The 14,581-nt window shown below is 37.1% G+C and carries 10 protein-coding genes; 3 read left to right on the top strand and 7 right to left on the bottom strand.

Annotation, left to right across the window (positions count from 1 at the left end; translation table 11 throughout):
- Positions 1-17: 17 nt before the first annotated feature.
- The 5 genes from allE to PYW32_RS02685 all read right to left on the bottom strand — a co-directional run bounded on the left by allE (position 18) and on the right by PYW32_RS02685 (position 7,052).
- Positions 18-803, bottom strand: coding sequence for a (S)-ureidoglycine aminohydrolase (allE, locus tag PYW32_RS02705; protein WP_016175863.1), 786 nt, complete (start codon positions 801-803; stop codon positions 18-20).
- Positions 804-825: 22 nt separating this feature from the next.
- Positions 826-2,055 carry an allantoate deiminase gene (gene allC, locus PYW32_RS02700; RefSeq protein ID WP_016175864.1) on the bottom strand — a complete coding sequence of 410 codons (1,230 nt, stop codon included), beginning with the start codon at positions 2,053-2,055 and terminating at the stop codon, positions 826-828.
- A gap of 233 nt (positions 2,056-2,288) precedes the next feature.
- Positions 2,289-3,224 carry a carbamate kinase gene (arcC, locus tag PYW32_RS02695; RefSeq protein WP_016175865.1) on the bottom strand — a complete coding sequence of 312 codons (936 nt, stop codon included), beginning with the start codon at positions 3,222-3,224 and terminating at the stop codon, positions 2,289-2,291.
- Complete coding sequence (locus PYW32_RS02690) at positions 3,221-4,051, bottom strand: oxamate carbamoyltransferase subunit AllH family protein (protein ID WP_016175866.1); 831 nt, start codon at positions 4,049-4,051, stop codon at positions 3,221-3,223. Before PYW32_RS02690 ends, arcC begins: the two co-directional genes overlap by 4 nt.
- Positions 4,044-7,052 (bottom strand): bifunctional FdrA/YlbE family protein, encoded by a 3,009-nt coding sequence (locus tag PYW32_RS02685; RefSeq protein ID WP_016175867.1) that lies wholly within the window; start codon positions 7,050-7,052, stop codon positions 4,044-4,046. The genes PYW32_RS02690 and PYW32_RS02685 overlap by 8 nt, the downstream gene beginning before the upstream one ends.
- Positions 7,053-7,174: 122 nt before the next feature.
- On the opposite strand from PYW32_RS02685, the gene PYW32_RS02680 reads away from it, so the two are divergent.
- Positions 7,175-8,752, top strand: a complete 1,578-nt coding sequence (locus tag PYW32_RS02680; RefSeq protein ID WP_016175868.1) for a PucR family transcriptional regulator — start codon at positions 7,175-7,177, stop codon at positions 8,750-8,752.
- Complete coding sequence (locus tag PYW32_RS02675) at positions 8,745-9,551, top strand: alpha/beta hydrolase (RefSeq protein ID WP_016175869.1); 807 nt, start codon at positions 8,745-8,747, stop codon at positions 9,549-9,551. The genes PYW32_RS02680 and PYW32_RS02675 overlap by 8 nt, the downstream gene beginning before the upstream one ends.
- A 169-nt stretch (positions 9,552-9,720) precedes the next feature.
- On the opposite strand, the gene PYW32_RS02670 is transcribed toward PYW32_RS02675, so the two are convergent.
- Together PYW32_RS02670 and PYW32_RS02665 are read right to left on the bottom strand one after the other, a co-directional pair.
- Positions 9,721-10,773, bottom strand: coding sequence for an aspartate-semialdehyde dehydrogenase (locus tag PYW32_RS02670; RefSeq protein ID WP_016175870.1), 1,053 nt, complete (start codon positions 10,771-10,773; stop codon positions 9,721-9,723).
- A gap of 446 nt (positions 10,774-11,219) precedes the next feature.
- On the bottom strand, positions 11,220-12,986 hold the full coding sequence (locus PYW32_RS02665; RefSeq protein ID WP_016175871.1) for a glycoside hydrolase family 13 protein: 1,767 nt from the start codon (positions 12,984-12,986) through the stop codon (positions 11,220-11,222).
- 299 nt (positions 12,987-13,285) lie between these two features.
- Between PYW32_RS02665 and PYW32_RS02660 the strand changes: the two genes are divergently transcribed.
- Entirely contained in the window at positions 13,286-14,542 is a 1,257-nt protein-coding gene (locus tag PYW32_RS02660) for an extracellular solute-binding protein (RefSeq protein WP_016175872.1), read from the top strand.
- The last annotated feature ends 39 nt before the right edge of the window (positions 14,543-14,581 follow it).

Raw genomic sequence — 14,581 nt, 5'->3', positions numbered from 1 at the left:
TTTTATGCTCCTCTGCCTTATATTTCAGGGTCACGATTACAATCTTTTGAATACACGTAAGACAAGGGTTCACCACGACCCACCGCATATGCGGCTTGTTGTACGTAAGAACTCATAAAGATATAATCGCCTTTTTCTACTGGATACCAGTCGTTATCTAAATTGTACATTCCTTGTCCTGAAAGCAAGTAAGCACCATGTTCTTGATAATGTGTTTCAACATACCCATGACTTGCGCCGGGTTCAAACGATAAGATATGGAAATTCATATCAAAACCAAGATCTTTTGGCAAAAAGTCCCACAATAAAACATCTTCCATTCCCTCATAGTGCACAGGTTCAATATCTTGTACTTGACCGATGACTTGATGTGCGTCATATCCTGCTAATGGTTGGTAACGTTTTTTATAAAGGAAAATTTCTGTTGGTTCTTCTTGGGCATTTTTCAAGTACATTAATTGACTTGCTGGGAAATACGCATAACCACCGCTTGTTAGGATGTGTGTCTGTTGATCATCGCGAACTTCCAATGTCCCCTCGATAACATAAACCAGTGTTTCAACACCTTCTCCACCAAATCCGCGACTGTTTTCGCCATCTTTTTTCATTGTGATGATATAATCAACAAAATTTGCGCCAATTTGTTTCGAACCTAAAATTGAGCAATCACAGTTTTTAAATCCAGGTATTACATTATTCACTAACCCATCATGAGGAAGAATCGCAAAATTATTCTTCTTAATCACTGCTCTTGATTGTAATAATCCGTCCAAGTATCCTGTGTTGTTGTTTTTGTAACCCATGCCTACTCCCTGCTTTCTCCGTTTATTCTTTGTATGCTAATTCATACAATGCTTTGGCTAACACTTTCACACCCGCAACTAAATCTTCATGTTTGGTTTCTTCTGCGGGATTGTGGCTAATTCCTTTAGTACTTGGCACAAAAATCATCGCTGATGGATAATGTGGCGCAATAATTTGTGAATCATGACCGGCACCACTGTGCATCATTTTGTACTTCATCTTTTCTGCTTTCGCTGCTTTTTCAACAGTCGCAACAATGTCATCGTTCATTGGTACCGGAGCTTCATCCATCCATAAATCAATAGCAATATCTAATTGATGGTCTTTGGCAACTTCTTTCATAAAGGCCTCTGCTTCTTCTGTAAAGTTTTTCAATACTTCTTGATCGGTATGACGGCAATCCATAGTGAACAAGACTTCTCCTGGTACAACGTTCACAGTATTTGGTTTCGGTTCCACTTTCCCAAAGGTCACAACTAATGGATCACCCACTTGTACTGCACGATCAATGATTTCAGAACAAATTTTAGAAAAACCATAAACCGCATCTTTACGGTAGCCCATTGGCGTGGTGCCCGCATGATTGGCTTCCCCTTTTAAGACAATCGTATAGCGACGTTGCCCCGCAATATTATTGACAACACCAATTTGTAATGCTTCATTTTCCAAAACATTCCCTTGCTCAATATGAATTTCAACAAATGCACGAATATCATCGCGTTTTGGCACAGATTCATCACGGAAATCGAAACCTTGGCGACGCATTTCATCCACGAATTTTTTCCCTTCAAAATCAGCGATGTCTTCCACGTCTGAACGTTTGGCTTCACGCACAAAGTTTTTACTACCCCAGAAAACAGTTGGAAAACGACTGCCTTCTTCTTCTGCCATTGAAATAACTTCTAACGAACGTAAAGGTTGGCCATACGTTGCCAATAGATACTGAATCGCTACATAGGCGGCAATTACACCAAACTGTCCATCCAGCGTCCCACCATTCACTACCGTATCAATATGTGAACCAGACAAAATAGTTTCTTCTGGATATTTTGTTCCTTCTATTCGACCAAATAAATTACCCACTTCATCAAACGTTGCCGTTAACCCTGCATCCGTTAATTGGTTTGCTACGTATTTTTGTGCTTCTAACCAAGAATCAGTATAAAGAAGTCTTGTCATTCCTCCAGTTGGGTCGCTCCCAATCTGTGATAGATTTTTGATATTATCTGCTAATACTTTGTTTAAATCCATGTCCGAACATCTCCTTTATTTGTTAGTATCATTGTAATCGTTTTTAATTGTTTTTTCATTGTACATTTATAACAAAAACAAATGATTTGTTGTGCTAATATGCCATTAAAAAGACCCTAATCCGCCGAAAATACCAAAAATACCCGAACAATCGGAAAGACATGACGCAACTTCTTGTGAAATTGCACATACGCTCTCTATCGTTCGGGTATCCTCACAAAGATTTATCTTTGCTAGTCGGAAACAATTGTTGTTCCCGCATTTTCTTGAATATTCTCCAAGTTTTCAATGGATGTAATTACAGCTTTACGATTGCTTGCACCTTTTACAAAATCTAGTGCTGCTTCGATTTTTGGTAGCATACTACCTGCCGCAAAATGCCCTTCTTGAATATAACCTTCTGCTTCGGCAATACTAATCGTTTCCAAAGCTTTTTGATTCGGTTGATTGTAATTGATATAAATGTTATCCACACCAGTTAATAAAATTAAACAATCTGCTTGGACATTTTCTGCTAAAACTTTTGACGTAAAATCTTTATCAATAACGGCCTCAACACCCACATATTCCCCATCACGAATGATAACTGGAATACCTCCACCACCGGCACTGACGGTTACCACGCCACCTTGAGCCATGGTACGAATCGCTTCTTTTTCGACAATATTTTGAGGTTGTGGTGAAGGAACAACTTTACGATAACCACGACCAGAATCCTCAACAAACGTCGAATTGTCTTTAGCTGCTTCAACTTTTACCTCTTCTTCTGTAAAAAATGGGCCGATTGGTTTTGTTGGATTGGTAAATGAAGGATCATTGGCATCCACTTCCACCTGTGTCACAACAGATGCGACTGGTTTTGACACATTGCGTTTAGCAAATTCATTACTTAACGCATTTTGCAACCAATATCCAATACTACCTTGAGTCATAGCTACACAAGAATCCAACTTTAATGCAGGATTTTTTTCGCTATCTCCAGCTTTTTGTTGTAACAATAAATTACCGACTTGTGGACCATTGCCATGACAAACAACAACTTCTTCACCTTTTTCGACAAAATCAACAATATATTTTGCTGCCTTTTTAATAAATTCTTTTTGACCAACATCTGTGGGATCTGTATCTAAGATTGCATTTCCACCTAATGCAATAACATTTAAACTCATGTTATTCTCTCCTTTTCCTCGTCATCAATTGCCAACAATAAGCCGTAACACAAATCATTTCCTGATGAATGACCAATTCTCATTACTTGTTGTACGTCATAGGCAATAACTTCTTTTTCTTTATTATTTTTCAAATCGATATACAGTTGATACACTAGGGAATTCACATAACCTTGCCTCGCATACCAAATATATTCTTTACTGATGTCCGTTGTAGATAACAAACGTTGTTTAAAAGCGTGACTTAAACTAATGCTACGTGAATCTTTTCTCACGTATAACATGACTAAATATGCAACTAAGATATCATCTCCACTTGGCGTTAAACCTTTGCCACGACCAATTAAATAGCTAATAATTTCATTCCACTCACTGGGGGTAAGTTCTTTTTGACGTAATTTAGCAAATATTTGGCGTGCATGACAATCGATAGGTAACCCAATTTTAGTTTCCACTTGTGCTTCTTCTAAGACAGCTTTCAATACGTCTTGTTGTTCTTTTGTCAGTTGAATATTCTTTGCTTGCAGCGAAACAATTTCACAGTCAGACCACGTTATTTTTTTAATTCCTTCACGACTATAAATCATCAAACCCTTAGAAAAAACTTTCACTAAATTGTCTTGTTGCAAATAGGGAACAAGCGATTGGTAAAGTGTATCTTCTAAATAAAGACCAAAACTTGCGAGATACCCCGAATAATTTGCTACATTAATTAAGCGTTCACCAACTTTAAGATTAAAGGAACGATCAAAAACGCTATGGATTTTTCCCATCTTACCAAATTGGTCGATGGGAAAAATACCTTCGCTAATTTTTACGTTACTCAACGTCAATGCCTAATTCTTTCGCATATGCTTCTAAGGCATTTTCAAAACATCCTAATGGTGCACGAACTGTACCGGCACCCACTTGACCACGCCCGGCTTCTTTGTGCGCAATCCCAGTGTTGATTAACGGTGTAATACCAGTTTCAACTACTTTGCGGATATCAATACCTAAACAAGTTCCTTTAAAGTCCCAAGTTGGAATCGTAAATGTTGGGTTGTGTGTAATACAAATTTTTGCCATTTCATTTGAAATATCTAATGCATCTTGGAAACCACCGGCACCAACGAAACGTGTCACACCCGGTGCAGCAACCATTGCCATCCCACCAACACCAACTGTTTCAGTAATCGCACTATCACCGATATCTGGATTACCATCTTCTTCAGAGAAACCAGTGAAATAGAGCCCTTTTGGCGTATTTACTGGAGCAATATGCCAAGTGTCACCTGTTTCTGCAATTCGTACACCAAAGTCTACGCCATTACGTGCCATTGTCGTAACAACTGTTCCTTTTGTTCCTTGACGTGCACCATCAACAATCGCTTTCCCAGCGGCCATCATGATGTTCAAGAAGAATTGATCGGTATCTGACAAGAATTTAATCACTTCGTATTTTTCATTTTCAGAAATATCCAACGTTGTAATTAAAGGCGCCATTTCTTTCAAGAAGTTTAAAGATGCTGCAATGTTGCGTTGATGGAACTCATCACCCATTGTAATCGAACGAGCCATTAATACATTCAAATTCACACCTTCTTCAGTTGATTGCAATGCTTTTGAAAGAGTTGGACCTAATACATCTTGAATCCAAGTTAAACGATCGACAACTTCTTGTGAGTAAGCACCAAAACGCAAGACTTTTCCGATTCCTTCATTCAGAATACAGAATGCGCGATTTCCTTCTGCACGATTTTCTACAACTGACATTGGCATATTAGCAGAAGAAATACCCCCCATTGGTCCCACAGCTTGTACATGGTGACAAGGAATGAAACGGACTTCATCGTTTTCCAATAATTGTAACGCTTCTTCTTCTGTCGTTGCCCAACCTTCGAATAATGCTGCGCCAATACATGCTCCTTGCATTGGTTTAGTCATATTTGCCCATTCGATTGGTGGTCCTGCATGAAGCAATGTTTTTTGTTCTTCATTTAATTCAGGAATTACTGTTTTTGCTGGAACGACATCCACTAAGAATGGTTGTGCATTTTGAATTTTATCGATTACTTTTTGGTTATCTGCGGCAATTTGTTCTTCATGATCTTCTAACGCATCTAAAATACGAATCATTTTTTTATTGCCGTTTGCACGTGGACACCAGTTAAATTGTTCTGATTGACCACCATATTCTACAATTGATTCATTGAAGCTTTGTAAACCAACATTGATAATACGTGGTTTTGTGGTTAACAATTCCATCACTTTTTCACTAGCTGCCGGTACTTCAACAGTTTCGCCTTCATAAGCAACCACTGTTTTATCTTCTTCGGTAAATTCAATGCCTTTTAGTAATAATGCTAAACGAACTGCTTTCGCATTGCTATCTTCAACAAATACGCCGGCATCTTTTAGACGTTTCACAGTTTCATGATAGTTTTGAGGATCTTTCGTTGTACCACAAACGGTTGCTACAAAGTGCAATTCACGGCCATCCGCTTTTGCTGTTTGGCGAGCTTCTTCAATAGCTGGTAATAACGCACTCGCCATATCAGCGTGCGCACCGTAACCAATCACCACATCAAATAAAATGATGCCTGTATCTTTATCTGTTGTATATTCACGAATTTTGTTAATCCGTACTTCAGGATCAATCATTGGATGAGGTTTTCCTTGTGTATAGATATCATCTCCTAAATCCATCACTTCATAACCGTGTGATTTTAAGACAAATCCTTCTTTTTTCACTAAACCTTCTAAACCTAATGCTTCAGAAATTAACATGCCCGCTTCAGAAGCTAAGGTCCCACCTGAATACAACCCTTTTACTACCTTGTCTGACGGTAAAACAGGTGCATCTGGTTTGTCAATTGGTTCTAAATAGTTTGCTTTGACTGCTTCTTCATTGGCTAAATCAATCGCAATACGCGCTGTCTCTTCTAACGTATGTGCTAGGTAAACTTTTCCTTCATGTGCAGTTGGTTTTTCACCTAAGAAAATAGCCACGACTGGTTTAGAAATACTTTGTAATAGCTGTACAACTTCATCACGAACTTCTTTTGCAGGTGGTTTCGAAATGACACACACCACATCTGTTGGTTCGTGGTTTTCTAGCGCAACAATGGCATCTTTCATAGTAATCGCGCCAACTTTATCACTTAAGTCACGACCGCCTGTTCCAATCGCATGAACGACGCCACCACCTAAACGGTCAATAATTGTAGTCACTTCTTGAATACCTGTACCAGAAGCACCAACCACACCGATGTTTCCTGGTGAAACAACGTTTGTGAAGGCCACTGGAATACTTGAGATAATTCCTGTACCACAGTCAGGTCCCATCATTAATAAGCCTTTTTCGTGCGCTAATTTTTTCAAACGAACTTCGTCTTCAATGGCAATATTATCGGTAAATGAAAAGACATGTAAATCATTTTTTAATGCTTTTTCCATTTCAGGAGCGCCGTATTCACCTGGAATACTGAATAATGCCACATTTGCATCTGGTAACGCATCAAGTGCTTCCGCCCAAGAAGTCGAAGCAGCTTTCGCTTCTGAACCACCTTTAGAAGATAAGTCACTTAAAAATTCATCAACTGCTGGTAGTACTTCTTCCATGACATTGGCATCTTCACTATCAACAACGATCATTAAATCATTCGCTGAAGCTGCTTCTGCTTCTGTTGTTAATAAATTGGTATTGCGTAAAATATCCTTATTCGCATCGGTTCCCATCATGATTTGGCTCATTGCGACATTCTCGAACTCATTGATTTTATTGGTTAAGAGCATTAAATTGATAGAGTCTTGATAGTTATTTTTTAAAATAACAGTATTTAACATTGTATATCCTCCTTTGTATTGCTTACATTATTATTGTAAATTCTATTGTTTGCGTTTTCACTGGACAAAAGACTAAATTTAGTGTATATTTTTTATCCAAAAAGCGTAAAAAGGTAGAGGTCATGAAAATTAAAGAATTAATGTCACTCGAACTTTTCAAAACATGCAAACTCCTCACTGAAAATATCGGATTAGACAATGATATTGACTCAGCAATGGTTTTAGAAGCATTAGATATTGAAAATTGGAGCAAAAAGAATCAACTTATTTTAACTTCGTATTATGCATTTAAAGATTTAACAAATGCAGAAATTACCATCTTTTTTCAAAAAATGAAAAAACTAGGCGTTAGTGGTCTTGTTGTCAAAACAGATCGCTTTATCTCAACGATTCCCACTCGATTAATTAATTTATGTTTTGAATACCGTATTCCATTAATCAAAATCGAACAAGATATTAGCTATGAAAAAATCATTTTAACGATTTATGAACCACTATTGAATCATCAAGGACATCTCCTACGAACGTATTATGATGTGCGCCAACGTTTTACAAAAGTCGAGCGAAACCTACACTCATTTAACCAAATAATGGAGACCTTGTACCAACTCACAGAATTTCCTTGTACCTTAAAAATCCCTGCTTTATCGGTGGATATCCATTACGGCACGTCTTTTGAAAATTATATTGTTAGTGAGAAAGCGTATATTGAAACAACCGAGTTTACCAAACATCATTATGAACGGTTGCGTTTGCTGCCTTTTGATGGTGGACGAGAAATCACCGCACTAAAAGCTGAAATAAAAACGAACTTCACTAGTGAATGCACCCTCATTGTTTACCAAGAAAAAGGAACAATCGATGAGTCCCACATGATGATTTTAGAAAATGCGATTGATATCCTTTATGAACGCTTGCAAATGGAGTATCTATTGAAAAAAGATCGTTATACACGTCTGAACAATCTTGCAGATGCTATTTTGCAAAACACGCCCACTAGTTTGGATGAATTGAACAGCTTGCTTGACGATGCCAATATGAATCGCTACAAATATTATCAAGGAATCGCCTTTTCTTCTAATAGTGAACCAGACAAGCAATCAAAACAAGAGATTTTAACTAAATTATCTGCATTACGTAAACATGAAATCTTCTTTGAACACTATAACTATACTATCATTTTATATAATTTAGAGACACCGCAACAAGAGATAAAAAAAGAGCAACTCTTAACTTTATTTGATCCGACAATGATAGCAGAGTATGAGTGGACGATTTCTTTAAGTCTATTAAAAGAAAAAAAAGAATTAAAAGAAATTTTATTGGAATGTTTAGATACGATTCGTTTCAATCAACTGTTTCGCATTGATTCCATTGTATCAATTAATGATTTAGGGATTTTTCGTTATTTCATGCAAGAAAATCAAATCCAGCAATTGGAAAAATTGATTCCTGATAAACTCTATGACCTTTGGGAAAATCACTATGATTTATTCCTGACATTATATAGCTTCTTCCAATCTGGTCGTAACTACAAAAAGACCGCTGAACTGCTTTTCATGCATTCAAAATCAATTCGTTACCGTCTAAATAAAATTGAACACTTACTGAACATCGATTTGACAAATCCTATTCAATTAGTTAATTATGAGATTGGGACGTACTTATTGAAAACAAAAAGGAGAGACAACGATGACTGAAATTCTCACATTGAGCAACGGGTGTCAAATCGCTCAAACAACTAGTGGTAACGGTGAAAAGTATCTACTTTATTTGCATGGTGGCGGTTTTGTCTATGGTAGTAAAAATGATTTACCGCAAGCCTTAGCTCAACCATTTTTAGAAGCGGGCTATACGATTTTAGCAATGGATTACTTGTTAGCGCCGAATCATTCGTTGAAAGATATTTTAACCAGCATTTACGATTCATTTGCGGAACTGAAAGCAACAGTTATCAATGATGCCCCGTTTAGTTTTTGTGGTCGCTCAGCAGGAGGATATGCGATTTTAGCACTAACCGCCCATTTACTCCAAACGAATGCCCCATTACCGGAACGATTAATTCAATTTTATGGCTATTATGATTTAGCCTTTATTCAAGATAAACGGAAATTAACCACAACTACGATTACATCAGAAATGATTGCTACGATTGATCAAACACAACCGGTTTGGGATGATCCATTATTACAACGATACGTCTTATATATGTATGGTGTGCAGCAACAAACATTAACTGATTATTATCGTGTAACAGAACAAACCAAAGAAGATTTCACTATTTCTGATGAATTATTCAAACATTACCCACCTACTTTTAGTACCGCTAGCACAACAGATGCGGAAGTTCCGTTTAAATACAGCAAATCATTGAAGCGTTTAATACCTGCTTGTAAATTTGTACCTGTCTATGATTTAGAACATGATTTTCTAAAACAACCAGAAAACGAACAAGTCCAAAAAGTCTTTCAACAATTGACCACTTGGCTGAACACATAAAAACGATGCACAAACTTCCTTGATAGTCGTGATAAAAATGCAGATAAAATAATCTAGACACTAGGTCATAAAATAAAAAATAGCCGGACTATAGTACGGGATGTATGAATTCCAGGGAATCGACACATCGCTATTCTATAGTTCGACTATTTTATTTTAACAATGATTTTTAGACACGGACTAAATCCATTTCATGCAATGTTTCAGCAATTTGCACAGAATTCCATGCGGCACCTTTTAATAAGTTGTCTGATACCACCCATAAATGGAAACCATTATCGACATCCACATCTTTACGAATACGACCTACAAACGTTTCTTTTTTGCCGATGCTATTCAATGCTTGTGGATAGATTTGTTGACTTGGGTCATCTTCTAAGACAATTCCTGGTGCTGTTTCCATTAAATCACGGATCTCTGCTACGGTTAACGCGTTTTTTGTTTCAATATAAACAGATTCTGAATGACCACTAGCAACAGGAATACGAACACACGTTGCAGAAACTTTAATTGCGTCATCTTCCATAATTTTTTTCGTTTCACGAATCATTTTCCACTCTTCATACGTGTATCCTTCTTCAGCGAATACATCAATTTGTGGCAAGGCATTAAATGCCAATGGATAATGTTTTTTATCGCCTCCGCAAGGTAAAATCTCAGCTTTTAATTCTTCTACTGGTGTACCATTTAGATACGCTTGTGTTTGCTCTTCCAATTCACGGATTGCACTTGCACCTGCACCAGAAACGGCTTGATACGTAGAAACAATCACGCGATCCAAACCAGCTTTTTGGCGAATGGGTTCTAATGCTACCATCATTTGAATCGTTGAACAGTTTGGATTCGCAATAATGCCTTTATGTTTTTTCAAGGCTTCTTTATTTACTTCAGGTACCACTAATGGCACTTCAGGGTCCATACGGAAATGGCTGGTATTGTCCACCACAACAGCACCACGTTTCACTGCTTCAGGGGCGAATTGTTTTGAAATGCCACCACCTGCACTGAACAAGGCGATGTCAATATTTTCAAATGACTCTGGAACTAATTCTTCAATAACTAGTTCTTCTCCTTTGAATGTTGCTTTTTTGCCAGCTGAGCGCTTAGATGCTAATAATTTTACCTCTTTAATAGGTAGCACAGTTTGCTCCAACATTTCAATCATTTTTGTTCCTACTGCACCAGTAGCTCCTACCACCGCAATACGATATCCTGACTCCATCTAAAACACTCCTTTAATTAATTCAACATTTTCATTATTTTATCATACTTCTTAGAAATTTCTAGCATTCTGTCTAAAAATCTTTGTATTTTCCATTGGAATTTCCTTTTAAAAAAAGAGTATATACTGGTAAACACGTTGCAAATCAAGGAAAATGACTTTAGTAATTTTCAATCAAAAACCTTGCTAGGCTTGTCTTTATCGCATCTCATCCATGAGAATTTTCTCATTAAATAACGAAAAGCTATGAGGTATTTATAACAATCAAGTAGATAGAACAAATTGTTTTTATTTGTGAAAACCACTATCTTTGTTCTATAATTAGGTTAAGAAGAATTTTGGGGAAGATTCTTCGCAACGTGTATAGGAACAAACTTCCTATTTAATGATGAAAGACAAAGGAAACATGTGCGACTTCGCCTTGTTTCCTTTGTCTTTTTCTTTTTTTATTTTTCGATGAATAATGCGAATCCTTTTGGTGAAACTTCCACAGTCGTGTCAGATACAGTGACTAAGTTACTTAAAATGACTTCCCCTGCTTTTTCTGCACGTACCTCTTGTGTGCCGGTGTTGAAAATTCCTGTTAGAATCTCACCATCTAATTTACGTTCAAAAACAATCACACCGGAATCTTCCGAAACTTGTTTCCAATGAATGCTTCCTTCTGAAAGAATTTTTTGATTGGTTTTACGAACACCAATTAATTCTTTCGTAAATTGATGCAAGTTTAAATCTTGTTTTTCTGCTTCCCATACCATACATTTACGACAATCTGGATCCATTTTACCAGTCATGCCGACTTCATCCCCATAATAAAGACATGGTACACCCGGTTGAATATACGTAAATGCCATCACTTGTTTCATTAAGTCTTTATCTTCTTTTGTCTCGGTTAGTAGACGTGGCGTATCATGTGAATCCAAGACATTAAATTGCATTTGATTGGTTTGGTCACGATAAAGCATCAATTGATTGTTCATTTCAGAAACCATTTTACTCATGCTTAATTCGTTTTTAACAAAATATCCCATAATGGCATCTGTGAAAGCATAATTCATCACCGCATGGAATTCATCGCCTTGCAACCAGCTTTGAGAAGAATGCCAAATTTCACCTAAAATATAGAAATCATCCTTGGCCTCATCACAAACTTGACGGAACTTTTTCCAAAACGCATGATCGACTTCATTGGCAACATCTAAACGCCAAGCATCAATATCAAATTCTTCAATCCAATAACGAGCAATAGCCAAGAGATGTTCTTGTACTTCTGGATTAGCTGTATTTAATTTCGGCATATGGGGTGTAAAAGCAAACACATCATACGTAATATCTGTTGCTTCTTCAAAGAATGTTCCTTCTTTATAGCTTGCTGGAAATTCATTGACATGGAACCAATCTGCATATTTTGATTTTTCGCCATTTTCTAAAACATCTTTCCACTGTGGTGACGTATCCCCCATATGATTGAAAACAGCATCCAACATAATTTTAATCCCACGTCGATGACATTCATCAACTAATTTTTTAAACGTTTCCGCATCGCCAAAAGCCGGATCGATTTTCAAATAATCGATCGTATCATATTTATGATTTGAATACGCTTCAAAAATTGGGCAGAAATACAAACCATTAATGCCTAAATCTTCTAAGTAATCTAAATGATCAATCACACCTTGTAAATCCCCACCAAAGAAATCTTGGTAATCTGGATCTTGTGAGCCCCACGGTAACGTCCCTTTTGGATCATTGCTCTTATCGCCATTGGCAAACCGTTCAGGGAAGATTTGATACCAAACCGTTTCCTTCACCCACTCCGGTGCCTTAAAACGATCAATTTCTTGGAAGAAAGGCATTCTGAAATAATTGTTTGGCATTGTTAAAAATTCATCTGCTAAAGGATACACGCCATGATCGCCATAAAAGACGGGTAAGCCATCCACACCAACTAGTGAGAACGCATAAGACAAACGTTTATATGGCGCAGTAACTTCAACAAACCAATAGTCATATAAATCCGTCGACATCAGTAAAGTCATTCGTAATGGTTTTTGATGCCACTTTTCTTTATCTAATAAATAAGGATCACCATGTAAAAGCGAAACCTCGCGAACATCTCCTCGAGCGGTTCTTAAACGGACGTGCATTGTTTTTTCGTCATATAGATAAGCAAATTCACTTTCTGGACGATGATAAATAGCTGCTGTATTCATAAAATTCATTTCTCCTTTTCGATTTTTCACTGTTATTATGACACAGAAGAAAAACGGTTGCAACAATTTAACGGCAATCGATTGCATTTAATTAATCAAATCAGTTTGTAGCAACCTTTACATCCTATTTTATTAGAAAGCTTCTGAATTTTCTCATTTTAAGATGCCCGTTTAAACACGATGGTTCCAGCGATTTCACACTTTTTTTATTTTTTTTGTGACATAAGGCTTGACTATTTCAGCAAACGGTTGCATAATCACATGTGTAGAAGAAATATTATTAGACGGAGGAAAACAACATGAAGACAAATTGGAAAAAATATGTGACAAGTGGGCTAATGTTAGGAACTGCTGTATTATTGACAGCCTGTGGAGGTGGCAATTCATCTGATAAGCAAGAAGATGCAAACGCTTCATCAAATGAAGAACCTAAAGTTGAAGGAAATGTAAAACTTTGGGTAGACCGTGACTTCCTTCCTGCATATAAAGAAATCATTGCTGATTTTGAGAAAGAATATCCAGATGTAAAAGTTGAATTGACAGAAGGTACTTCTACTGATGCTCAAAAAGATGTATCCAAAGATCCTAAAGCAGCAGCCGACGTATTTATGATGCCACACGATCAATTAGGACAAATGGCTGAAGCTGGCTTAATTTATCCAAACACTAAATACGCAGATGATGTCAAAGAAAATAACGTTGAATCAGCCATTGAAGGTGCTTCTTGGAAAGGTGAACTTTACGGTTATCCTTATGGTGTAGAGTCACAATTCCTTTACTATAATAAATCAAAATTATCTGAAGATGATGTAAAAACTTGGGAAAGCCTAACATCTAAAGGTAAATTAGGCGCAAACTTTGGAGAAGCTGGTGCCAATTATGTCTTCGCTCCATTATTTATGAGTAACGGTTTACACTTATACGGTGAAAATGGTGAAGATTCAAAAGGAACAGACTTTAATACAGAACCTGGTATTCAAGTTATGCAATGGATTGCTGATCAAAAAAATAATCCTGGGGTTGTTCAATCAAACGCTGAAACTTTAGCAAGCTTACAATCTGGTAAAATTGATGCCTTCTTATCTGGTCCTTGGTCTAAAAATGACGTTATCAAAGCAATTGGCGATGATATGGCAGTAGCTGCTTACCCAACTGTTGACTTTGGTAATGGTCCAGTACAACAAAAAGCCTTCATGGGTGTAAGATTATTTGCTGTAAACCAACAAACAGAAGCTCCTTTAGCAGCAATGGCGTTAGCTGACTATATCAGTAATGAAAGCTCACAACTTACTGTCTTTGAAAGCAACGGAATCGTTCCTTCAAACAAAGCAGCTCAAGAAAGTGACGCTGTCAAAGCAGATGCTGTCTCTACTGCTGTAGTTGAAATGACTCAACCAACACACACCGTGGTAATGCCTAAAATTCCTGAAATCGTATCATTCTGGCCAGCAATGGATGCGGTTATTAACGATACTTACAAAGGAAAAATCAAACCAGCTGATTTCCAATCTAAATTAGATAAATTAATCAATGATGTAGGTACGCCAGCAGAATAAATCTGAACAATATTTAAGGCGAAAGAGACCTTCTTTCGC

Source organism: Enterococcus saccharolyticus subsp. saccharolyticus, assembly GCF_029023825.1.
Lineage (GTDB): Bacteria > Bacillota > Bacilli > Lactobacillales > Enterococcaceae > Enterococcus_F > Enterococcus_F saccharolyticus.
Note: the sequence above shows the minus strand (reverse complement) of the source record. Positions and strands in the feature narration are given on the sequence as shown.